This is a genomic window from Pseudomonas sp. B3G-3 (assembly GCF_028640915.1).
Taxonomy (GTDB): domain Bacteria; phylum Pseudomonadota; class Gammaproteobacteria; order Pseudomonadales; family Pseudomonadaceae; genus Aquipseudomonas; species Aquipseudomonas chlororaphis_I.
Map to the genome: position 1 here is coordinate 75,706 of NZ_JAQZAB010000070.1, position 22,207 is coordinate 97,912.

General features: G+C 61.5%; 17 protein-coding genes and 1 pseudogene. 3 read left to right on the top strand and 15 right to left on the bottom strand.

Annotated elements, in window-relative coordinates; translation table 11 throughout:
• Positions 1-33: 33 nt before the first annotated feature.
• A pseudogene (locus tag PVZ80_RS07685) lies at positions 34-234 on the bottom strand (MerR family transcriptional regulator); the annotation flags it as partial.
• 83 nt (positions 235-317) lie between these two features.
• On the opposite strand from PVZ80_RS07685, the gene PVZ80_RS07690 reads away from it, so the two are divergent.
• Complete coding sequence (locus PVZ80_RS07690; RefSeq protein ID WP_273863624.1) at positions 318-740, top strand: hypothetical protein; 423 nt, start codon at positions 318-320, stop codon at positions 738-740.
• A 141-nt stretch (positions 741-881) separates the two neighbouring features.
• Here the strand turns inward: PVZ80_RS07690 and acpA are convergent, their stop codons facing one another.
• From acpA to PVZ80_RS07760, 14 genes are all read right to left on the bottom strand, one after another.
• The gene (gene acpA / locus PVZ80_RS07695; RefSeq protein WP_273863625.1) at positions 882-2,561 is read right to left on the bottom strand and encodes an acid phosphatase; all 1,680 of its coding nucleotides are present in this window, start codon (positions 2,559-2,561) and stop codon (positions 882-884) included.
• A gap of 227 nt (positions 2,562-2,788) precedes the next feature.
• Complete coding sequence (locus PVZ80_RS07700; protein ID WP_016703810.1) at positions 2,789-5,269, bottom strand: TonB-dependent siderophore receptor; 2,481 nt, start codon at positions 5,267-5,269, stop codon at positions 2,789-2,791.
• Between the two features lie 126 nt (positions 5,270-5,395).
• Entirely contained in the window at positions 5,396-6,289 is an 894-nt protein-coding gene (locus PVZ80_RS07705) for a phosphorylase family protein (protein ID WP_041988672.1), read from the bottom strand.
• 289 nt (positions 6,290-6,578) lie between these two features.
• Positions 6,579-7,640 carry a purine nucleoside permease gene (locus PVZ80_RS07710; RefSeq protein ID WP_009046827.1) on the bottom strand — a complete coding sequence of 354 codons (1,062 nt, stop codon included), beginning with the start codon at positions 7,638-7,640 and terminating at the stop codon, positions 6,579-6,581.
• Between the two features lie 52 nt (positions 7,641-7,692).
• Complete coding sequence (locus PVZ80_RS07715; RefSeq protein ID WP_037005633.1) at positions 7,693-8,403, bottom strand: energy transducer TonB; 711 nt, start codon at positions 8,401-8,403, stop codon at positions 7,693-7,695.
• Positions 8,403-8,810 (bottom strand): ExbD/TolR family protein, encoded by a 408-nt coding sequence (locus tag PVZ80_RS07720; protein WP_009046829.1) that lies wholly within the window; start codon positions 8,808-8,810, stop codon positions 8,403-8,405. The genes PVZ80_RS07715 and PVZ80_RS07720 overlap by 1 nt, the downstream gene beginning before the upstream one ends.
• A gap of 30 nt (positions 8,811-8,840) precedes the next feature.
• Positions 8,841-9,455 carry a MotA/TolQ/ExbB proton channel family protein gene (locus PVZ80_RS07725; protein WP_009046830.1) on the bottom strand — a complete coding sequence of 205 codons (615 nt, stop codon included), beginning with the start codon at positions 9,453-9,455 and terminating at the stop codon, positions 8,841-8,843.
• 1,531 nt (positions 9,456-10,986) lie between these two features.
• Positions 10,987-11,913 carry an ABC transporter permease gene (locus PVZ80_RS07730; RefSeq protein WP_016703814.1) on the bottom strand — a complete coding sequence of 309 codons (927 nt, stop codon included), beginning with the start codon at positions 11,911-11,913 and terminating at the stop codon, positions 10,987-10,989.
• On the bottom strand, positions 11,913-13,019 hold the full coding sequence (locus PVZ80_RS07735; RefSeq protein WP_016703815.1) for an ABC transporter permease: 1,107 nt from the start codon (positions 13,017-13,019) through the stop codon (positions 11,913-11,915). Before PVZ80_RS07735 ends, PVZ80_RS07730 begins: the two co-directional genes overlap by 1 nt.
• Positions 13,020-13,034: 15 nt before the next feature.
• A complete protein-coding gene (locus PVZ80_RS07740) occupies positions 13,035-14,600 on the bottom strand; it encodes an ABC transporter ATP-binding protein (RefSeq protein ID WP_028681565.1) in 1,566 nt (521 codons plus the stop codon).
• Positions 14,601-15,151: 551 nt separating this feature from the next.
• On the bottom strand, positions 15,152-15,733 hold the full coding sequence (locus PVZ80_RS07745) for an IMPACT family protein (protein WP_009046834.1): 582 nt from the start codon (positions 15,731-15,733) through the stop codon (positions 15,152-15,154).
• Positions 15,734-15,745: 12 nt separating this feature from the next.
• Positions 15,746-16,408, bottom strand: coding sequence for a TetR/AcrR family transcriptional regulator (locus PVZ80_RS07750; RefSeq protein ID WP_009046835.1), 663 nt, complete (start codon positions 16,406-16,408; stop codon positions 15,746-15,748).
• Between the two features lie 88 nt (positions 16,409-16,496).
• Positions 16,497-17,891 (bottom strand): uracil-xanthine permease family protein, encoded by a 1,395-nt coding sequence (locus PVZ80_RS07755; RefSeq protein WP_273863626.1) that lies wholly within the window; start codon positions 17,889-17,891, stop codon positions 16,497-16,499.
• Positions 17,892-18,024: 133 nt separating this feature from the next.
• Entirely contained in the window at positions 18,025-18,945 is a 921-nt protein-coding gene (locus PVZ80_RS07760) for a LysR family transcriptional regulator (RefSeq protein WP_009046837.1), read from the bottom strand.
• A 126-nt stretch (positions 18,946-19,071) separates the two neighbouring features.
• Here PVZ80_RS07760 and PVZ80_RS07765 point away from each other — a divergent pair, with 126 nt between their 5' ends.
• Positions 19,072-20,421, top strand: a complete 1,350-nt coding sequence (locus PVZ80_RS07765) for an aspartate aminotransferase family protein (protein WP_009046838.1) — start codon at positions 19,072-19,074, stop codon at positions 20,419-20,421.
• A 140-nt stretch (positions 20,422-20,561) separates the two neighbouring features.
• Positions 20,562-22,055 (top strand): CoA-acylating methylmalonate-semialdehyde dehydrogenase, encoded by a 1,494-nt coding sequence (locus PVZ80_RS07770; protein ID WP_273863627.1) that lies wholly within the window; start codon positions 20,562-20,564, stop codon positions 22,053-22,055.
• The last annotated feature ends 152 nt before the right edge of the window (positions 22,056-22,207 follow it).

The following is a 22,207-nucleotide window of genomic DNA, read 5'->3' on the forward strand; positions in this document are numbered from 1 at the left end:
ATTCCTTGATGAGTGAAGATCATGGATTTAAGGGGCAACGCCGCTGCCGATCGCGCCGAGGCTGAAGCCCAGGCGTTGCGCGGTCTTGATGTAGAGCGCCAGCTGCACCCTGTCGCTGGGGTAATCACGATAGCCGTTGGCGGTGCGTTGCGCCGCAATCAATCCGCGCTGCTCGTAGAAGCGCAGGGTATCGCGGCTGACGGCGCAGGCCTGGGCACGTTCACCGATGCGCATGCAGGAGTCTCGGAAGGGCTTGACCCTGGAGCATACTCCAGGCTTTAGCCTGCGTGCTCCTTGAATATCCGGAGCGATCCTTTATGTGGAGCACAGCGCAATACCGTCAATTGGTGCGGGCCAGCGGTTGGTACGACCTGATCGTCACCGCCGCCTTTGTCACCCCCTGGAGCTTTCTCGCCCTGCACGGGCTGATGCAGCAGTGGAGCCAGGCCTTCAACCTGCCCGGCGACCTGCCGCCGTTCGCGCCCATGCATCTGCTGATGGTCAACCTGATGGGCTCGATCGTCTGCGTGTGGTCGGTGCTGCGCATCCGCGATCCGCAGCTGGCCTTCGGACGCTACGACGCCGCCGGCCGGCTGCTGTTCTCCACCTGGCAGATCTACGCCCTGGCCCACGGCGGCACGGCCTTGATCGGCGTGATCCTGTTTTTCGAACTGGCCTGGGCGGTGGCGCAGTTGTGGCCGGTTCGCGGGGAGCAGCGGGCGATTCCTGGCAGGGCCTGAAGCATGGTCGGACGGCCGGATCCCACGGGGGCAGGAGCCGGCAGCTCGGCGAGGGCGTCGCAGCGAACGCAGGGGATGAGCAAGGCCGTCCATAACCCGATCCACTGGACGTCTGCCGCGATCAGTCCTTTCCGGCGCTGGCTAATCGAACTGCAACGCATTGGTCAGGTCGCCCATGGGGGACTGTTCCCGGGCGGCCATGGCCTCGTCACGCAGTTTCAGGCCATCGAGCTTTTCCAGGTCGAAGACCCGGGTCACTAGGCGCAGGATCGATGCGGTGTCATACACCGTGTGATCCACCGTCCCCTTGCGGGCGAAGGGCGATACCACCAGGGCCGGAATACGGCTGCCCGGGCCCCAGCGATCGCCCTTGGGCGGAGCCACGTGATCCCACCAGCCGCCGTTCTCGTCGACCGTGACAATCAGCACCATGTTGTTCCACTGCGGACTGTCCTGCAGGGTCTTGATCGCGCGGACCAGATGCCGGTCGCCCGCGGCGACGTCTGTGTACCCGGCATGCATGTTGAGGTTGCCCTGGGGCTTGTAGAAGCTCACGCTCGGCAGCTTGCCGGCCAGGGCGTCGGCGAAGAACCGGTTCGTCGACGGGTCGTCGCCCAGGCCGCCATCGCGCAGGCGCCTGGCGCGTTCACCGGGGTGCTCCGGGCCTTGCTGCCGGAAGTAGTTGAAGGGCTGGTGGTGGTACTGGAAGTTGGGGATTTTCGGGATCGCGCCCGAGCCGCTGAACTCATCCAGGGTGGCCTGCCAGCCACCGGCGTACCAGGCCCAGTCGATGTTCCTTTTCGACAGCTTGTCGCCAATGTGCTCGTGGCTTTGCGGAACCAGCACGAAGGGCAGGTCCGGTCTGGAATAGTCCGGTCGTTGTGGGTCGCGTTGCCAGGTCGGCCAGTAGGGCGGCGCGAAGGTGTTGACCGCATAACCGTCCGGGGTGAGCGCGCAGGGGCCGAACTGGGCGGGGCCGTCCATGGCACTGGCGGGCGAGTCGGCCAGGGGCCTGAGCCGCGGGTCGCTGGGGTCGTCGCTGTGCAGGTTGGCGATCTTCACCTTGGCCACCGAGTTGCGGGCGTTCGGATAGTGCGGCACCGCCGCCGAGATCAGGTATTGGTGGTTCAGGTACGAACCGCCAAAGGCGCCCTGGAAGAAGTTGTCGCAGAGCACGAACTGCCGCGCGATATCCCACAGGCGAAGGGCATAGCGGCTTTGCCTGTAGTGCCCCATCGTCAGGCCGCCGGAGTCGGACCAGGCGGCGAACCGGTCATTCATGCCACCGTTGATCTGCATCTGGTTCTGGTAGAACTCGTGGGACAAATCGCGGGTCACCAGGCTCAGCGGGAGGTCCTCGGCATTCGGGCCTTTGAGGGCGAACGGCGCGTTCGGCAGGTCCTGCTGAAATGGCACGCCAGCGGGATAGGTCACGCCATCCGCGGTCTGCGGTCCCAGATGCAGGGTGCCGCCCCAGACCGGGGGCAGGATTTGCAGCAGGCTGCCGTCGCGGTCGCGCTGCTGGTAAGCGGCGGGCTTGAGGCTGGAAAGAGGCTGCTCGAGGCCGGGGAAATCGGCGAACAGGTTGTTGAAGCTGCGGTTCTCGGCATAGATCACCACCACCGTCTTGACGTGCTTGCGCAGTGACCTGTCCAGTTCGGCAGCGGACAGTGGGCGCTTGCCCGGTGTAGGGGGCGCATCGCTGTTGGGCGTGCAACCGTTGAGCGCGGCGCCGGCACCCAGTACCGCGGTACCGGCGAGAAAGTGGCGACGACTGGGATCGATCGGGGTGTCAGGGTTTTCAGGGTCGTTGTGGCTCATTACAGGTATTCCTCCGAAGTTGCAGGGCATCCTCATGGCTCGTTGAAACTCATGTCGCTAGCGCTGGGGGTGCGGCTGGCGCGCTTGTCATGAATGCAGCGCCGGCTATCGAGCGGACGCGTGGGGAGTGCGGCGCTGAGGTCTGCCATGAGCGAGTTGCCGAATGCTTGAAATCCATCAGCTATGAGGGAGGCCCCGGGCAGGGCCTCCCTGGTTAGCCAGCGAGGTCAGAATTTGTAAACGAAGCTGGCGGTGTAGGTACGCGGAGCGGAAGGGAACACCAGGGTCGAGTCGAACAGGTTGGCGGAAGTGAAGTACTTCTCGTTGAACAGGTTGTTGACGGTAAACAGCGCTTCCCAGGACTTCTCGGAATAGCCCACCGAGCCGTTCCATACGGTGTAGTCAGGCAGCTTGATCTGCTTCTGGTTGTCCGCCCATTGCTCGTCTACCCAGGTGAAGCCCAGGCTGGCGTTCACACGGCCACCCCAAGGGGTCGGCTGGGTGTAGTTGCCATACAGGCTGGTTACCCACTCCGGTACGCCGCCACGATCGTACTCGCCACCCAGTACCTGGCCGGTCGGGTCGAAGAAGCGGAAGCCATAGAGTTGCGACGGATCCAGGCCATAGGCTTGGGCGACAGCGGCGGTATTGAGCACGGTGAAAGGCTGCCCTTTCTCACGCACCTTCTGTTTGGTCGCCGAGGCCGTCATGGAGAAGTTCTGGTTGAGCATCCAGCGCAACTCACCTTCGTAACCCTTGCCGTTGACCAGCACAGTGCTGCCGTTTTGCGAGTCGCGGTAGGTCTTCTCCTGGTCGTAGTAGGCCAGCGCGGCGTAGACGTTGCCGTTCTCGCTGTTGTACTTGATGCCGTACTCGCGCAGTTTCGAGTCCTGCAGGTAGTTGCCGCTGGAGACGTCCGACGCTGTTACGCCGCCTGCCTGGTTGGACGACAGCGCGGTCGACTCGGCGTAGGTGAAGTAAGGGATGAACCCCCACGGCGTCTTGTACGAGAGGCTGGCACTGAACGAGTCAGTGGTGTTGTGGTTGGTGGCTTTGTCCGGACGCCCGTCGCCATTGGCATCGCGGACCAGATCGCCATTGGTGGCCTGGGCCTTCTCCTTGGCCTTGGCGTCGTAGTAGTCGAAGCGGTAGCCCAGCAGCAGGTTCCAGTTCTGCCAGTTCATGTCGGACAGCATGAACGCGCCGGTGTTTTTGGTGATGGATGCGCTCTGGGTGTTGAAGTTGCGTCGGTACATGCCGGGAGCGATCTCGACGTTGCCGGTATGACCGATGTCGAAGCTGTCGTCCGGTGTCGGCCCGACGTTCAGGTCGCGGCGGTCGAGGATTTCATCGAGGTAGGACTCACGGTCGATGGCGCTGTAGTAGCGATAGTTGACGCCGACGACGTTGGACGTGCTGACCTCCCCGATCTGCAGCGGGAAGCTCAGGCTGACTTTGTCTTCCCAGGTGTAGGCATCGTAGTCGGCGGTGAAGCCATAGCTGGTGTATTTGTTGTGGTCCAGGGAGTCGTAGAAGAACTGGTTCTTGAGCTCCATGTCATTGTCCAGCGACCAGATAAGGTCGAAGTACGCCGTGGCGGCCTTGCTTTCGCCCTTGTCCTTCTTGTCGGTGAACACCTTGTTGCGGTCGAGCTTGGTGGTCCCGGGGTTGCTCAGTGCCGCGTTCGGGTCTTTCGGGTCGAAGAAGCAGTTGCTGTAGTTCAGGCAGAAAACGTCCAGCTTGGAGTTGCCGCTGCCCGGTGGAAAACCGACGCCCGGGCTGATGTTGTTGCGTACATCGTCAGGGAACAGCACATCGCCCCTTGAGCTCATCTTGGACGGCGCGCCGGTGATGTAGGTGTCGTGGTCGATCAGGTCCTGGGTGACCCGGTTCCATCCGGGGTTCTGGATGCGCTTGGCCTTCAGGTACTGGCCGCCGAACTCGGTCCGCAGGTTGTCGGTGAGGTCCATGTCGAAGGCGATCTGGCCGATGGTCGACTTGGGTTCGACGTTGTCGAAGTAGCTTTTCGAGTCCTCCTGCTCGAAGAAACCATAGACACCGCCCTGGCGCCCCCCCAGCTCGAAGGGCGAGCCGCCTTCGGCGGTGGTGATGTACTGGTCATAGGAACCCACGGTCACACCGAATTGCCCGGTAGGTTTTTCGATGAACTTGGAGGTCGCCGACTTCGAGGATTTCGGGTTGAAGTTCATGTAGCCGCCGACCTTGCCGGCACCGTAGATGGGGGAAACCGGGCCACGCACGATATCGACCGAACTGGCGGCGCGGATCGGCGTTGCATAGTTGCCAGGGTTCTCTACCCGCTTGAACCCCCGGAAGTAGTTATCCGCGGCATCGCCACGCAGGCTCAGTGCCCCCGGCACCCCGAAGAAGGAGCTGGTGTAGGCTCCCGGGGCGAGGCGAACCAGGTCGTTGATGTCGCGCAAGCCGTAGTTTTCGATCAGGTCGGACGACACATCCGACACCGAGCGTGGGGTTTCGGCGATGGACTTGCCCAGGCCGAAAACGCTCTTCACCGGCTGGCTGGGCATGATGCCCATGGTGTCTTCGACACTCTCCTTGAGAATGTAGTCCTCAAGCTCGACCGTCTCTTTCTGATCTTCGGCCATGGCCTGTCCGCCGAGAATCTGCACAGCAGCCGCAACTGCCAGGGCCAGTTTTTGCGGGTGACGCCAGTTATATGTACCCATGGAACACTCCCCTACTACATTTGCTTTTATGTAAAAGTTGTTGAACAACAGGCGAGTGCGTACGGGCAGAAACACAAACTGTTCCTGCCGTACTTGCACAGCCTTCTAGAGCAAGTTGAAGTTCGCTTACTTCTTCTCTGAGGTCATTTCCGGATGAATACGCAAACTGTCGCCGACCCGCGGCTTATTGCCGATGGCGGCAATCTTCGGCAACGACTCCAGAACGATTTCCAGGCACACCGGATTAAGCCGTGGGTAAACTTCGCGAATGGTGTCCCATGTCCAGTTACCCAGGCCTTCGGCTGGATTGGAGATGGCGATCAGCGAGGCATAGTTGATCCCGGCCATGCGCGCATAGATCACTTCCGACCCCACGCTCATGGTCACCAGGTCGCCCCCCATCTTGGCCAGCATGCGCACTTCCGCAGCCGTTTCGAAACGCCCGCCGCGGGTTTGCATGATCACCCCGCTCTTGTGCAGGTTGATCCCGGCGACGGGAGCATCTCCACGATTCAGGCGTTTCTGCGTCTCATCGATCAGGATGTCGCGAAGAGTGGGATCCATGGCTGGCGTGTAGCGCGGAACCGGATGGTCGCCCTTGCGGTAGATGGCATCCGGCAGCGCCAGTGGCCGGTCGATGTTGAAGTCGATGACATCATCGGCCACCACCAGATCGTGGAGCTTCATTGCCGGGTTGATACCACCGGCTGTTGCCCCACCAATCGCATCTTTAACCCGTAGCTGGTAAAGGGCAGCCCAGGTTTCGACGATCTTTCCGTCGCCATGCATATTGATGTAATAGAACGGAACGTTTTTATAGTTGCCGCAATAGATAGTTGGGGAAGTTCCGGCTGGAGTTTCAAGGGTGAAGGACTCCTTGAGTTTTCCGGACTTCAACATGGCATCGTTGATGAATGTACCGCCAATCACCGCAATATCGGCTTTGCACGGAACCGCGGGGGTCGCGGCCCAGGCCGTTACCGATAAGCATCCAAGTAATAAACCCAGGAGGATTTTCATGAAACACCTCTTCACTTAGTTGTAAGTCCTGCCGTTTCTCAGGCAAGGCGTGGCCGTCATGCGGGTTGGTTGAATGTCAGCCAACGGGCATTGGTGTTAAGCATCAGCGCCGGCAACGCGCTGGCTGTATGGTTATTGTCCGAACCGGTAAACAGCGGCTTCAGTCGCCAGGAAGTGTTTTCAAGCAACGAGTGCGGTTATCAACGACATCCGCTTGTCAGTGCTCGATCGCGCTTCTTGGGTCATGGCTCAGTTTGTTGTATGGCGTTCACCAGGCCGGGTCATGAGTTCAGTGTCCCGGCAGGGTCTGCGAATACAGCTCCCAGTTTCCCGTCAGCGCGTTGATCACTGTGCTGCCCACTCGATAGGCCGCCTCGAGCGAGGGCTGCATACCGACGAAACCCGCCTGGTCATGAGCCATGCTTTGCGCGGCGCTCATGCCGGGTGGCTGCATGGTGTAGTTACTGGCGGTACGCAATACCAGCACGCGGTCCAGGTCCACCTTCGCCGCTTTGTTCAGGAAACTGAGGGACTGCAGGGTTCCGGTGTCCTCCATGGCGGAAGTCACGAATTGCCCTTTGCCGTCGGTCCAGTACTTGACCCAGTCACCGGCCCAGTCGTTGAGCCGCTTGCCGTGCCAGAACGTCGAGGAGGCGAGGTTGTCGCCTTTCATGACCCTGGCCGGCAGAACGGCTTGGGGGAAGCCCTTGAACTGTTGCCGAAACGCTGCCAGTTCCTTGTTTTCTACCAGTGGGACGTCCTTTGTCAGGTTGTAGGCCCAATCCACCAGTCGACCATTGAGCTTGTAGACTTCGCCGATGCTGTCCGAACGTGGCTGGGCATAAGGCGTTGCGCGAAAGAACGGGGTGTAGCCGGTTTTCCAGTCTTTGGGGATTTCCCGCGCATCGATCTCGTGCGCCAGGTCACCGTCCACCACATAGTTGGCCCATGCCGCCGAACCGATGGAGCCCTTGTGCGGATTGATGCCGGCAATGCCCGCGACCAGCCAGTACGCCTTGCTCAAGTCAAAGCGTGGATCCATGCCCAGGGCCATTACCGACGCTGCCGCACGGGCAGTGCCCATGCCGGTCACCGTTGCCAGGACGCCGGTTTCAGGGTTCAGGCATACGTCATGAAAACCCTGGGCGAGCGGCATGCACTGATTCAGGCCGGCGCGTTCACGCCAGAACTGAAACTCGCCAGGGTTGTCTCCCTGATCCTGGCCGACCTCGAACATGCTCAGAACTACAGCCTTGATCTGAATCGGCTGCTCGGCGGCCTGGGTTGCTCCGGCTGCGCCCAGGCAGCACAGCGCGGCAGCGAGTGCGCCACTGGTTGTACGTGTCGTCATCGTCTTGATTCCTTGGCAGAGGGCGTGCGCTCCGCGCGCACCCTCCACGGGCTTATTTCAGGTCGAACCTGACCGTCTGTTTAGCGCGCTGCTCAACTGCTGCGCCATTGACCATTCGCGGCTGGAACTTCCAGCGTTTCACCGCGCTGATCGCGGCCTCGTCGAACAGCTTGCGTGGTTTCGACTCGAGGACCTTGGCACTGGCAACCGTGCCGTCCGGGCGGATCGCAAGTTCCAGCACCACATAGCCCTCGATCTTGGCCTGTCGGGCATCACGCGGATAAACCGGTGCCTGCTGATCCAGGGCGACCGCGTCGGTGCTGCTCGACGGTGCGGGCGGTGGCGGCGGTGGAGTAACCGGTGGTGGCGGTGTCGGCGCGGGTGGCGGCGGCACTGGCTGTTGCGGTTTGGGCTCCGGTTTGGGTTTCGGCTTCTCCGGCGTGACCTTTTTCGCCGGCGCAGGCTTTTTCACCGGCGCAGGCGGCGGTGGAGGGGGAGGCGGCGGAGGCGGCGCAGGTGGTGGGGGCGGTGGCGGTGCAGGCGGTGGCGGAGGAGGGACTTGCACCATGGTCACCTTAGTCACCTTCGGAGGCTCCTCAACTACCGGCTGCTTGGCCTCGATCAGGCTCAGCAACGTGATACCCAATGCAACCGCCAGCACAGCCAGGCCGATAGCCGCCGGCATCGACAGGTGATGGTCGACATGATGGTCGTCAGAGGCCCACAAGGCCCCTCGCCGTACGTTGGGGGTCAGGTCGTTCATCAGTTTTGCGTCGCCAGGCCAATAGCACTGATACCGGCAGCGCGTACCAGATCCATTGTGTGCACGATGCTTTCATATTGGGTGCCACGATCGCCGGCGATCACTACATCCAGTTTTCCGCTGTTCTGCATCTCGGTGAGCCGGCTCGTCAGTTGCTCGTCGCTGATGGGCTGGCCATCGACAAACAAGCCACCGTCGTTGGCGACGCCGATATTGAGCGTTACCGACTCGATTGCTTCTTGCGAGGAAGACTGCGGCAACTCCAGGGTAATGCCCGTGCCCTGGATCATCTCGATCATGATGAGTACGAAGAACACCAACAGAAACATCATCACGTCGATCATCGGAATGATTTCGATGCGGGCTTTCTCTTCATGTCCGAGATAGTTTGATCTCTTGCTAGCCATGATTATTTCTCCGAGTGGCGTAGGTATTAATCAACCCTTGGCCAAGCGCCCAACCAGCATGGACTTGATCAGTTCCATCTGATTGACGACCAGGCGGATACGCTTGTTGAAGTGATTGAGAAAAATCACGCAGACGATGGCGATGCATAAACCGACAGCGGTGGCGACCAGTGCATGGGCAATAGGCCCGGTTACCGAACTGACTTTCTGCGATGTATTGGCCGCCAATACACTGAATACCTGGATCATGTGAATGATGGTGCCGAGCAGTCCAAGCAGCGGACCTAAAGTTACACAGGTATCCAGTACCCACAGATTGCGATCCAGTCGCGGAATCTGAATCATGATGGTTTCATCGATATCCCGCTCCAGTGCCTCTTCGGACTTGCCGTGAGACTCCACCGCGGCCAATACCAACTTGCCTTGGGCACTTTTACTGTAGTGATCTGCAACTTTCTTGACGTCGGCCAGGTTGTCCTGGTCTACCCGCTTCAAATCCAGATCAAGACTTTGTCCCAGTTTGATACTCGTACTGAAGAAGAAGTAGCGTTCGATGATCACGGCGATCCCGATGATGAATACCACCACCATCAGGGGAATGAGCCCCCAAGAGTCTTTGGAGTACTGAATGACATCTTCTAACATGTGAAATCCTTCATTAACGTTGAGATACATGCTCGGTAGCGGGTACTGGACCGGCGTTGCGAGGCCTTGGTGCAGGTGCTCGACACGCCTCTGTGGAGGGCCAGGTGGAACGAGCGAAGGGGTCTTTGCAAAAACCTGACCAACAGTTCAGCTTAAACCTTTCAGCATGTATAAAATCTTCGAAAACAGCTCTAAATCGGCAATTTTGGCTGAGAAAGAATGGTTTCTTCCTGACGAGCGGTTTTGGTCGGGACAAATGGCTTGAGATCGATTTTCAATACGTGGCCGCAGGGGCCTTTGTATCCGCCCCAACATGAAACGCCTCGCACCGTTTTGTGTCTGTTACTCGGCGTCAGGATTCGGATACAAGAGCTGGCCTGTCGCTGGAAGTGCTTGAAAACAGGCTCAATATCTCGAAATGAAACGGTCCTCGTCAGCCTGGATGACCGGGTGTTCGGCTGCCTGCAAGGTCGTACCGGTATGAAGGGATCGCCTGCTTGAAGCAGGGATCTGCGGTCTCTCCGATACAATGCGCAGGGGGAAAACCGGGCGAAACTTGATCGGGCCGTGGCTGAAGATTCCATAAGCCGTGGCCGGGGCCTTTCGCTGGTCCGGCTGTTCTGGGCAAAGGTCAATCTTGTTGATTGCATGCATACCCCTGGCTTTGGTTCTGATAAATAAAAAACCGGCGATGAATGACTTCGCCGGAAAAGACATCCTTGTCTGTGGAGGAAAACTCTTCACCTCTTTAGTAAGAAGTGAAATCGAATAAAAAAGTCGACAACAGTTACCCGTGTCGACATAAAGCACAGCCTGCTACTTCATCAATAGCCTGCAGTGCTAGGAGTCCGGCCACTTGGGAGATAAGCCGGAAATCGGTGGAGCCGATACTGGAATAAGTAGGCAGGACTCAGATCTTTCTATATGACCGATTTCTGCATTGGGAACAGATAACCTTGTAATAGATAATCCAGTCTTTCTTTAGCCTGAGTGCTCATGCGACGAGTGATAACCCGGGGCGGTGTAATGCACTTCTTCAATTGTAAGAAAACAAATGGTTCTGCCTGTGAATATCGTGTGCGGTTACTTCAGCTGAGGACAAACCTGTCTGTTCAAAGTGTTCGTCAGTCGTCGAAATTAAAATGGAACTCACGTCCAGAAAAGCTAACCCTTGGGTCAGCTTAATCGTTTAAGCAGGAAGCGGGCCAATTTCCCGGGAGGGGCCGGAGTAGAGGGTTTCCGGGCGAAAAGTAAATGACCTTGGCCGCGGATTCAGGGATAAGCGGTTGCTATTCGGCAGTCGAGTGGCTGTTTCCACTTGTGGCTGCGCACTCAAGCGGCGCCTGCTGCGCGGGTTTGGGGCGCCATTCATCCGTCCTTGTCAGGCAGAAGTCATGCACGTTGGGTGATAGGGACCGCTAGCCCTTTCTGATGGCAGTTGCCTGGGCCTAGGCCGGGGGCTGAGGGGAGGTGTTGCGAGGTGGGGGCATGGGCTGTCAGGCAGCCCATGCCGATAGTGAAAAGTCTTCGATCAGTGACCTGCCTGCCACGGCTGCCCCAGCGACACCGGCGCATACAGGCGGGTGCGCAGCGCATCACGGGACAGCAGCACCAGCACCAGGATGGTCGCGGCATACGGCAGCATCGCCAGCAGGTTCGAGGGAATCGCCAGGCCCAGGCCCTGCGCCACCAGATGCAGGATGCTGGCGAGGCCGAACAGGTAGGCGCCGAGCAGCAGGCGCCACACGCGCCAGCTGGCGAACACCACCAGCGCCAGGGCGATCCAGCCGCGACCGGCGCTCATGTTTTCCGCCCACATCGGTGTGTAGGCCAGGGACAGGTAAGCCCCGGCCAGGCCGGCCATGGCGCCGCCGAACAGCACCGCCAGGGTACGTACCCGCAGCACCGGCAGGCCCATGGCGCTGGCCGCGTCGGGGTTTTCGCCGACTGCCTGGATGATCAGGCCGACCCGGCTTTTCAGGATCACCCAGGCCACCCCGGCGAACAGGGCAAAGGACAGGTAGACCAGCAGGTCCTGGGCAAACAGCATGCGTCCGATCAGCGGGATCTCGCTCAGCAGCGGAATCGCCATGGGCTCGAATCCGGCCAGGGGTTTACCGACCCAGCTGGCGCCGACGAAACTCGACAGCCCGACACCAAAGATGGTCAGGGCCAGGCCGGTGGCCACCTGATTGGCGTTGAACACCAGCGCCACCAGGGCGAACAGCGATGACAGCAGCATCCCGGCGAGCATCGCCAGCAGTACGCCGAGCCACAGGTTGCCGCTGTTCAGGGCGACGATAAAACCGATCACCGCGCCAAACAGCATCATGCCTTCCTGGCCGAGGTTGAGGACGCCGCTCTTTTCGCAGATCAGTTCGCCCAGGGCCACCAGCAGCAGCGGCGTACCGCAGCGGATCATGGCGTAGAAAATATTGCTCAACAGATCGATATCCATCACAGCGCTCCTGCCTGTACGGAAGGGTTGGCGGCGCGACGTGCCCAACGCAGGTTCAGGCGTGGCCGATAGAGAATCAGCACGTCACTGGCCAGCAGGAAGAACAGCATCATGCCCTGGAACAACTGGGTGATGGCTTGCGGCAGGTTGAGGCTCATCTGCGCGTTCTCGCCACCGATGTACAGCAGCGCCATCAGCAGGCTGGAAAACAGAATGCCGATGGGGTGCAGGCGGCCGAGAAAGGCCACTGTGATCGCCGCATAGCCGTAGCCGGGCGACACCTGGGGCACCAGTTGGCCGATGGGGCCGGTGACTTCGCACACCCCGGCCAGACCGGCCAGCCCACCGCTGATCAGCAGCGCCAGCCAGATCAGGCGTTTCTCGCGAAAACCGACGAAGCCGGCGGCGCGTTTGTCCAGGCCCAGCACCTTGATCTGGAACCCGACGAAGCTCTTTTGCAGCAGCACCCACACCGCCACCAGGGCCAGCAGGGCGAAATACACCCCGGCATGCACCCGGCCATCTTCCAGGAGCAGCGGCAGGCGGCTGGCATCACCGAACATCGCCGACTCGGGGAAGTTGAACCCGGCCGGGTCTTTCAGCGGCCCGTGCACGCAATACAGCAGCAGGTTCAGGGCGATGTAGTTGAGCATGATGCTGGTGAGGATTTCATTGGCATTGAAGTGCGTGCGCAACCAGGCGGTGAGCCCGGCCCAGGCGGCACCGGCCAGGGTGCCGGTGAGCAGGATCAGCACCAGCGCCCAGCGGCTTTGCAGGTCGATGATGTTCACCGCCAGCGCGCTGCCGGCCAGGGCGCCGAGCAGCAATTGGCCTTCGGCGCCGATGTTCCAGATCCGCGCCTGATACGCCACGGCCAGGCCGAGGGCACAGAGCAGGATCGGCAGTGCCTTGACCAGCAGTTCGGAGACGCCATACAGGTCGCTGATCGGGGCGATCAGCAAGGTGTGCAAGGTTTCCAGCGGGTCGTGGCCCAGGGCGATGAACAGCAGCGAGCCGCAGCCCAGGGTCAGGACCGCGGCCAGCAGCGGCGAGCACCAGAGCATCAGGCGCGATTGCTGGCCGCGGGGTTCGAGAGAAAGCAGCATAAATAAAGAGCTCCGTTACGCGGGCTGAGCAGATAAGTGGACGGGGGGATCGAACTGGCCGGCCATCCAGCCGCCGACCTCGATCAGGCTGGTGTCCGCGGTGGCCTTGAGCGCCGACAGGCGACCGCTGCACAGGGCCGCCAGGCGATCGCTGATCTGGAACAGTTCATCGAGGTCTTCGGAGATCACCAGGATCGCCGCCCCCGCATCGCGCAGGGCCACCAGGGCCCGATGGATAGTCGCGGCGGCGCCGACGTCGACGCCCCAGGTCGGGTGCGCGGCGATCAGCAGCCTGGGGCGCTGGAGGATTTCCCGGCCGAGGATGAATTTCTGCAGGTTGCCTCCGGACAGGCTGCGGGCGGCGGTCTGGCTGTCCGGAGTTTTCACCGCAAAGCGGCGGATGATGTCTTCGGCCAGGGCCAGCACTTTGCCGCGCTGAATCAGGCCTTTGCTCACCAGCCCTTGCTGGAAGGCGGTCAGCAGGGCGTTGTCCGCCAGGCTCAGTTCCGGCACGGCGCCGTGGCCCAGGCGCTCGGCCGGGACGAACGCCAGGCCCAGCCCGCGGCGGGCGTCGGGGCGCAGGTGGGCGACGGCTTGCCCGGCGAAGCGCAGGGTGGCGCCTTGGGCGCGGCCAAGGCGCTGTTCGCCGCTGAGCAGGGCCAGCAGTTCGTCCTGGCCGTTGCCGGCGACCCCGGCGATGCCGACGATTTCCCCGCTGCGCACGTCCAGGTCGATGTCCTTGAGCGAGCAGCCGAACGGATCCGGGTTGGGCCAGGACAGCTTCTGGACTTGCAGGAAGGCGTCGCCGCCCTTGGCCTTCGGGTAATCGGTGATCAGGCCCGCGGCTTCGCCGACCATCAGCCGCGCCAGTTCCTGGTCCGAGCATTGCGCGGGTATGCAGTGCCCGGCCACCCGGCCGCCGCGCAGCACCGTGGCGCTGTGGCACAGGGCGCGGACTTCGCCGAGCTTGTGGCTGATGAACAGAATGCTGCAGCCTTCGCTGGCCAGGCGGCGCAGGGTGACGAACAGTTCGTCGGCCTCCTGGGGCGTCAGCACCGAGGTTGGTTCGTCGAGGATCAGCAGGCGGATGTCCTGCATCAGGCAGCGAATGATCTCCACCCGCTGGCGCTCGCCGATGGACAGGCTGTGCACCAGGCGTTCCGGCTCCAGGGCCATGCCGTAGCGCTGCGAAACCTGGCGGATCTTCGGCTCCAGCTGCTTCGGCGTGCCGGCTGCGGCGCCCATGGCCAGGGCGATGTTCTGCGCCACGCTCAGGGTCTCGAACAGCGAGAAATGCTGGAACACCATGCCGATCCCCAGGCTGCGCGCCTGGGCCGGATTGCGCATGAGCTGATGCTGCCCCTGCCAGATCAGCTCGCCCGAGTCGGCCTGGGTCACCCCGTAGATGATCTTCATCAGGGTGCTTTTGCCGGCGCCGTTTTCACCGAGCAGGGCATGGATCTCCCCGGGCTGGATACTCAGGTCGATCCCGTCGTTGGCCAGGCAACCGGGATAACGCTTGGTGATCCTGCGTAGTTGCAGGCGGGGTGTTGCATCGGGGATGGGTACAGGGTTTGGCATGACGGACTCGGGTTGCTGAACGTTATGCCGGTGGACAAAGCAATTTCCTGGCCAGGGAGTCAGGAAATTGCCAGGGCCCCGATGAACTGCGGCCTCGTGCCCCCTTTGCTCGTTCCCTGCACCTGCACTTGGCACCAGTTCAGGGCAAGGTGCTTGAAAAGGCTGCGGTTTACCCGAACGAGGCTGGTCGAAAAATGATCAGGTGCCTGCAAGCCTTGCCGTATCGGCGGCTGGCGCAGCCTTGCACGGGTTATCCACAGCTTGCTCCACAGTATTTGTGTGCAAGCCCAAAGGTCGGGCATAAGCACTGTGTGGCTTTCTTCTAAAAGCGATAAACCGAGCTAACTTGCTGTTTTAACTTGAAAAATATGTTTTTGACGAGCAATTGGACGAAAAGTGAGCAACCGCCGCAAAGCCACGTTGCAAAAGGGTTACAGGCGAGTGTGCTCAGGTTATCCACAGCCGGGTGCACAGCAGGTGTGGGCAAGTCGGCTATCCACCGGGCCATTGTGCACAGGATGATTTCCAGGCGTGGGTGCGTATTGGTGCACTCAGCGCTGCAAGAAGATGCGCCCGCGGCTCAGGTCGGCCAGCTGGCTTTGCAGGGTGGCGATCTGGCTTTCACCCAGGGCCAGTTGCAGTTCCACGCCGTTGGCCGTGAACTGCTCCTCGACCAGCAGCCCGCCGAGTTCGGCGAGCCGCAGCTTGACCAGGGCCAGCTCGCTGAAGCTGCAGGCGCAGCGCAGGGCTACGCGGCTGATCAGTTCGATGCGTTCGGCGCCTTGCAGGCACTTGTTGGCGCTGCCGCCATAGGCTCGGGCCAGGCCGCCGGTGCCCAGTTGAATGCCGCCGTACCAGCGAATCACCAGTACCGCGACCTGATCGCAATCCTGGGCCTCGATGGCCGCGAGGATCGGCCGGCCGGCAGTGCCGCCAGGCTCGCCGTCGTCACTGCTGCGGTATTGGTCGGCGAGTTTCCAGGCCCAGCAGTTGTGGGAGGCGTTGAGATCGCTGTGCTGTTCGATAAAGGCTTGAGCCTCGGCCGCGCTGTTGATCGGTGCGGCGAGGGCGATAAAGCGGCTTTTGCGAATCTCTTCGCGGTATTCGCAAAGGCCGGCGAGGGTAAAGGGCATGCGCTGTGTTCTTTATAAGGCAGGCTTGAGGCCGCAACCCTTGAGGATGATGCGGATCAGGTTGTTGCCGGCGTCTTCCATGTCCTGCTTGGTCAACTTGCTGCGACCGGTGACGCGGCAGATCTGGGTGGCGAAGTCGGCGTAATGCTGGGTGCTGCCCCACAGCAGGAAGATCAGGTGCACCGGGTCCACCGGGTCCATCTTGCCGGCGTCGATCCAGGCCTGGAACACCGCGGCGCGCCCTTGGAACCAGGCGCGGTAGTCCTGGCTGAAGTATTCGCTGAGGCATTCGCCGCCGCTGATGATCTCCATGGCGAAGATCCGCGAGGCCTGCGGCTGGCGCCGGGAGAACTCCATCTTGGCGCGGATGTAGCGGCTCAGCGCTTCGGCCGGATCGTCCTCGGCGGTCAGGGTGTTGAAGGTGCTGTCCCACAGCTCGAGGATGTTGCTCAGCACCGCGACATACAGCCCAAGCTTGTTGGTGAAGTAGTAGTGCAGGTTAGCCTTGGGCAGGCCGGCATTCTGCGCGATGGTGTTCATGCTGGTGCCTTTGAAACCGTGACGGGCGAACTCGTCTTCGGCGGCCTTGATGATCGCTTCTTCGTTTTTCTGGCGAATGCGGCTGGCGGGCTTGGCGGTTTGAGGGCCGGCGTGGGCTGGGACTTCAAGGGTCATAGGCGTTTCCGAGCTGTTCTGTGGGTGCAACCAGTGCGTTGATAGCGCACCCACAGGCCTCAGACAAGTCTTAATGGGCAGAAAACCCTCAAAGCGGTTCCAGGGTGTCGCTTTCGCGAGCCGGATTTGCGCTACGCAGCGCGGCCCGGTCTTCCGGCAGCAACAGGCACATGAGGATCGCGGTCAGGCCGCCGCTGGTGATCGCCGAGTCGAACAGGTTCTGCACCACCTTGGGCAACAGGTGCAGCAGGTTCGGTTGCGCCGCGATCCCCAGGCCGACGCCGAAGGAGGTGGCGATGATCAGCATGCTGCGCCGGTCCAGCGGCGCCTGGGCGAGGATGCGCACGCCGGCCGCGGCGACGCTGCCGAACATCACCAGGGTCGCGCCGCCCAGCACCGGCTTGGGGATTTGCTGCAGCACCGCGCCGATCAGTGGAAACAGGCCCAGGCAGAACAGCAGCAGGCCGATATACAGCCCGACATGACGGCTGGCCACGCCGGTCAGCTGAATCACCCCGTTGTTCTGGGCGAAGGTGGTGTTGGGGAAGGCGCTGAAGGTCGCGGCGATCATGCAACTGACGCCGTCGCCGAGGATGCCGCCCTTGAGCCGGCTTATATAAGAAGGGCCGCTGATGGGCTGGCGAGCAAGCATGCAGTTGGCGGTCAGGTCGCCGACGGTTTCGATGGTGCTGATCAGGTAGATCAATGCCACGGGCAGGAACGCCGTCCAGTCGAAGCTGAAGCCGAAGCGGAAGGGCGTCGGCAGGCTGACCAGCGGCAGGTCGGGCAATGCCTGGGGCACCAGCTTGCCGCTGAACCAGGCGGCGAGGCTGCCCAGGGTCAGGCCGATGATGATTGCCGATAGCCGTACCCAGGGCGTGTTCGAGCGGTTCAGCAGGATGATCGTCAACAGCACGAACAGCCCCAGCGCCAGATTGCCTGGGGCGCCGAAGTCCGCGGCATTGAAGCCGCCGCCCAGGTCGGTGATGCCGACCTTGATCAGGCTGACGCCGATCAGGGTGATCACGATGCCGGTGACCAGCGGCGTGATGACCCGACGCAATTGGCCGATGAAGCGGCTCAGGACGATCTGCACCGCCGCGCCGAAAAAACATACGCCGAAAATCATCGCCAGGATGTCTTCCGGGCTGCCGCCCCGTTGCTTGACCAGAAAGCCCGCGGACAGCACTGCGCCGAGGAAGGCGAAGCTGGTGCCTTGCAGGCAGATCATCCCTGCGCCGATCCCGAATGGCCGGCGCGCCTGGATGAAGGTGCCGACGCCGGAAACCATCAGCGCCATGCTGATCAGGTAGGGCAGGTGGGCGCCCAGGCCCAGGGCCGAGCCGATCACCAGCGGCGGGGTGATGATGCCGACGAAACTCGCCAGCACATGCTGCAGGGCGGCGAGTATCGCGGCGAGCGGTTTCGGGCGATCGTCGAGGCCGTAGATCAGATCGCTTTGGCGGGAGGTGTCTGGCTGCATGGACTGGAAACTCAGGGCTGACGGTTCAAGGTCTTCGTGCCCTGCAAAAAGCTGTCCATGTGCTCAGGTTATTGTGCGTTATCTCCGCTGTAAGCCAATGAATGTGAGGCTTTGATGGCGTCTTCTGTTTTTTTCAGCGGGTGGCCGCCAGGCTGTCCAGGAAGCTTTCCAGCACCAAATGGGGGCGACGGCCCTTGCGTGTGACCGATGCCAGGCTCAGGTCATAAAAACGTGAAGCGGGTTTGAGGGCGCGTAGTCGTCCCTGCTGGACCCAGAGGCTGGCGTAGTGGTCCGGCAGGTAACCGATGTAGCGTCCGGTCAGGATCAGGAACGCCATGCCTTCGCGGTCCGAAGCGCTGGCGGTGCAATTGAGCGCCTGGTAATGGGCCTGGATCTCGGCGGGCAGGCGGAAAGTCGGGGCGATGGCGTCCTGCTCGTTGAGGCGCCGATCGTCCAGTTGCTTGTCGTCGACATAAAACAGCGGATGGCCGACGGCGCAGTAAAGCAGCGAGCGTTCGCTGTACAGCGGCTGGTATTCCAGCCCGGACAAGGCGCTGGCCTGGGGCACCACGCCGACATGCAGGCGACCGTCGAGCACCCCTTGTTCGACTTCGTTGGGGGCGATCATGCGGATCTGGATCTGCACGTCCGGCCCGCGTTCCTTCAGTTGAGCCAGGGCATGGGTGATGCGCATGTGGGGCAGGGTGACCAGGTTGTCGGTCAGGCCGATGATCAGTTCGCCCCGCAGGTGACGGTGCAGGCCGTTGACCTCGGTGCGAAAACTTTCCAGGGCACTCAACAGTTGCAGGGCCGATTGATACACCTCGCGACCCTCTTCGGTCAGCGAGAAGCCGGCGCGCCCGCGTTGGCACAGGCGCAGGCCGAGGCGTTGCTCGAGGTCGCTCATCTGCTGGCTGATGGCCGAGCGACCGATGCCGAGCACGGTTTCCGCGGCGGAAAAGCCACCGCACTCGACCACGCTGCGAAAGATCCGCAGCAGGCGGATATCAAAGTCGCTGACTTGCGCCAGCGGGTCGGCGCGACGGCTGCTCATAGTTTAGTGAACCACTGACTGAAGGTTATAAAAGTTGGATTTCACCGACTTTATAGCCGTGGCAACTTAGCTGCAACAACGCTTTCCGATCCCTGCGCCGCTTATTGCCCTGCGAGGTTTTGCCCCATGAACATGCATGAAAACGCTCCAGCTTCCCTGGCCAGCCAGCTCAAGCTCGATGCTCACTGGATGCCCTACACCGCCAACCGCAACTTCCAGCGCGATCCACGTCTGATCGTCGCCGCCGAAGGCAGCTGGCTGGTCGACGACAAGGGGCGCAAGGTTTATGACTCGCTGTCCGGCCTGTGGACCTGTGGTGCCGGCCACACCCGCAAGGAAATCCAGGAAGCGGTGGCCAAGCAACTGGGCACCCTCGATTACTCGCCAGGCTTCCAGTACGGTCACCCGCTGTCGTTCCAGCTGGCCGAGAAAATCACCGCGCTGACCCCGGGCAACCTGAACCATGTGTTCTTCACCGACTCCGGCTCCGAATGCGCCGATACCGCGGTGAAAATGGTGCGCGCCTACTGGCGCCTGAAAGGCCAGTCGACCAAGACCAAGATGATCGGCCGTGCCCGTGGCTACCACGGCGTGAACATTGCCGGCACCAGCCTCGGCGGGGTCAACGGCAACCGTAAACTGTTCGGCCAGGCGATGATGGATGTCGACCACCTGCCGCACACCCTGCTGGCAAGCAACGCGTTCTCCCGTGGCATTCCGGAGCAGGGCGGTATCGCCCTGGCCGACGAGCTGCTCAAGCTGATCGAATTGCATGACGCCTCCAACATCGCTGCGGTGTTCGTCGAGCCGCTGGCCGGTTCCGCTGGCGTGCTGGTGCCGCCACAGGGTTACCTCAAGCGCCTGAGGGAAATCTGCGACCAGCACAACATCCTGCTGGTGTTCGACGAAGTAATCACCGGTTTCGGCCGTACCGGCAAGATGTTCGGTGCCGACAGCTTTGGCGTGACCCCGGACCTGATGTGCATCGCCAAGCAAGTCACCAACGGCGCGATTCCGATGGGCGCGGTGATTGCCAGCTCCGAGATCTACCAGACCTTCATGAACCAGCCGACCCCTGAGTACGCGGTGGAATTCCCCCACGGCTACACCTACTCGGCGCACCCGGTGGCCTGCGCGGCCGGCCTGGCGGCACTGGATCTGCTGCAGAAGGAAAACCTGGTGCAGAGCGTCGCTGAGGTGGCGCCGCATTTCGAGAAGGCGCTGCACGGCATCAAGGGTGCGAAGAATGTCATCGACATCCGTAACTTCGGCCTGGCCGGTGCCATCCAGATTGCGCCACGGGATGGCGATGCCATCGTGCGTCCGTTCGAAGCGGGCATGGCCCTGTGGAAAGCCGGTTTCTATGTACGCTTCGGCGGCGACACCCTGCAGTTCGGCCCGACCTTCAACAGCAAGCCGCAGGATCTGGACCGTCTGTTCGATGCCGTCGGCGAAGTGCTGAACAAGCTCGACTGATTCCCCAAAACTGTAGGAGCCGAGCTTGCTCGCGATGGCGTACTCATAGGCGCCATCGTGGTTTGGCTCATGTTCAAAGTCATCTATATAGAGCAGGCGCCCCTTGGCGGGTGCCTGTGGACAACTTCAGGAGTTCCCCGATGAGCGTTATCCCGCATTTGATCAATGGTGAACTGGTGACCGAGAGCGGTCGCGCGGTCGATGTGTTCAACCCGTCCACCGGTCAGGCGATCCACAAGCTACCGCTGGCCAGCCGCGAAACCATCCAGAACGCCATCGATGCAGCCAAGGCTGCCTTCCCGGCCTGGCGCAACACGCCGCCGGCCAAGCGTGCCCAGGTGATGTTCCGCTTCAAGCAACTGCTGGAGCAGAACGAATCGCGCATCGCCCAGTTGATCAGCGAAGAACACGGCAAGACCCTGGAAGACGCCGCCGGTGAGCTCAAGCGTGGTATCGAGAACGTCGAGTTCGCCTGTGCCGCTCCGGAAATCCTCAAGGGCGAGTACAGTCGCAACGTCGGCCCGAACATCGATGCCTGGTCCGACTTCCAGCCGCTGGGCGTGGTTGCCGGCATCACCCCGTTCAACTTCCCGGCGATGGTGCCGCTGTGGATGTATCCGCTGGCGATCGTCTGCGGCAACTGCTTCATCCTCAAGCCATCCGAGCGTGACCCGAGTTCGACCCTGCTGATCGCCCAGCTGCTGCTGGAAGCCGGCCTGCCGAAAGGGGTGCTGAGTGTGGTGCACGGCGACAAGGCTGCGGTGGACGCGCTGATCGAAGCGCCGGAGATCAAGGCACTGAGCTTCGTCGGTTCGACGCCGATTGCCGAATACATCTACGCCGAAGGCACCAAGCGCGGCAAGCGCGTGCAGGCACTGGGCGGGGCGAAGAACCACGCCGTGCTGATGCCGGATGCCGACCTGGATAACGCGGTCAGTGCCCTGATGGGCGCGGCCTACGGTTCCTGCGGCGAGCGCTGCATGGCGATCTCGGTTGCCGTGTGTGTCGGCGACCAGGTGGCCGATGCGTTGGTGGTCAAGCTGGTGCCGCAGATCAAGGCGCTGAAAATCGGTGCCGGCACTTCCTGTGGCCTGGACATGGGGCCGCTGGTCACAGGTCAGGCGCGGGACAAGGTCAGCGGTTATGTCGAGGATGGCGTGAAGGCGGGCGCGAAACTGGTGGTCGACGGTCGTGGCCTGAGCGTGCCGGGGCATGAAGAAGGCTTCTTCCTTGGTGGCTGCCTGTTCGACAACGTCACCCCGGAAATGCGCATCTATAAAGAAGAGATCTTCGGGCCGGTGCTGTGCGTCGTGCGAGTGAACAGCCTGGAGGAGGCCATGCAACTGATCAACGATCACGAGTACGGCAACGGTACCTGCATCTTTACCCGTGACGGTGAAGCGGCGCGTCTGTTCTGTGACGAGATCGAAGTCGGGATGGTGGGCGTCAACGTACCGCTGCCGGTGCCGGTGGCTTACCACAGCTTCGGCGGCTGGAAGCGTTCGCTGTTTGGCGACCTGCATGCCTACGGTCCAGACGGTGTGCGTTTCTATACCCGTCGCAAGGCGATCACTCAGCGTTGGCCACAGCGTGCCAGCCATGAAGCATCGCAGTTTGCCTTCCCTAGCTTGTAATAAGTAGAAGGGTATTAAAGGCCGCCCCCTTGGGGGCGGCCTTTGCTTTTAAGGGCGTTTTTGATCGATATGACAGATTTGTGAAAATAAGTGTTGACGGCAGATTCTGGAAGTCTATAATTCGCCCCACTTCCGGCGCAGTCGAAACGGAA

Coding starts and splice junctions, on each gene's coding strand:
- PVZ80_RS07700 (WP_016703810.1), bottom strand. CDS start 5,269: ATGGGTACATATAACTGGCGTCACCCGCAAAAACTGGCCCTGGCAGTT.
- PVZ80_RS07745 (WP_009046834.1), bottom strand. CDS start 15,733: ATGCCCTTTACCCTCGCCGGCCTTTGCGAATACCGCGAAGAGATTCGC.
- PVZ80_RS07740 (WP_028681565.1), bottom strand. CDS start 14,600: ATGCCAAACCCTGTACCCATCCCCGATGCAACACCCCGCCTGCAACTA.
- acpA (WP_273863625.1), bottom strand. CDS start 2,561: ATGAGCCACAACGACCCTGAAAACCCTGACACCCCGATCGATCCCAGT.
- PVZ80_RS07750 (WP_009046835.1), bottom strand. CDS start 16,408: ATGACCCTTGAAGTCCCAGCCCACGCCGGCCCTCAAACCGCCAAGCCC.
- PVZ80_RS07730 (WP_016703814.1), bottom strand. CDS start 11,913: ATGGATATCGATCTGTTGAGCAATATTTTCTACGCCATGATCCGCTGC.
- PVZ80_RS07715 (WP_037005633.1), bottom strand. CDS start 8,403: ATGAACGACCTGACCCCCAACGTACGGCGAGGGGCCTTGTGGGCCTCT.
- PVZ80_RS07760 (WP_009046837.1), bottom strand. CDS start 18,945: ATGAGCAGCCGTCGCGCCGACCCGCTGGCGCAAGTCAGCGACTTTGAT.
- PVZ80_RS07720 (WP_009046829.1), bottom strand. CDS start 8,810: ATGGCTAGCAAGAGATCAAACTATCTCGGACATGAAGAGAAAGCCCGC.
- PVZ80_RS07725 (WP_009046830.1), bottom strand. CDS start 9,455: ATGTTAGAAGATGTCATTCAGTACTCCAAAGACTCTTGGGGGCTCATT.
- PVZ80_RS07770 (WP_273863627.1), top strand. CDS start 20,562: ATGAGCGTTATCCCGCATTTGATCAATGGTGAACTGGTGACCGAGAGC.
- PVZ80_RS07765 (WP_009046838.1), top strand. CDS start 19,072: ATGAACATGCATGAAAACGCTCCAGCTTCCCTGGCCAGCCAGCTCAAG.
- PVZ80_RS07710 (WP_009046827.1), bottom strand. CDS start 7,640: ATGACGACACGTACAACCAGTGGCGCACTCGCTGCCGCGCTGTGCTGC.
- PVZ80_RS07735 (WP_016703815.1), bottom strand. CDS start 13,019: ATGCTGCTTTCTCTCGAACCCCGCGGCCAGCAATCGCGCCTGATGCTC.
- PVZ80_RS07755 (WP_273863626.1), bottom strand. CDS start 17,891: ATGCAGCCAGACACCTCCCGCCAAAGCGATCTGATCTACGGCCTCGAC.
- PVZ80_RS07690 (WP_273863624.1), top strand. CDS start 318: ATGTGGAGCACAGCGCAATACCGTCAATTGGTGCGGGCCAGCGGTTGG.
- PVZ80_RS07705 (WP_041988672.1), bottom strand. CDS start 6,289: ATGAAAATCCTCCTGGGTTTATTACTTGGATGCTTATCGGTAACGGCC.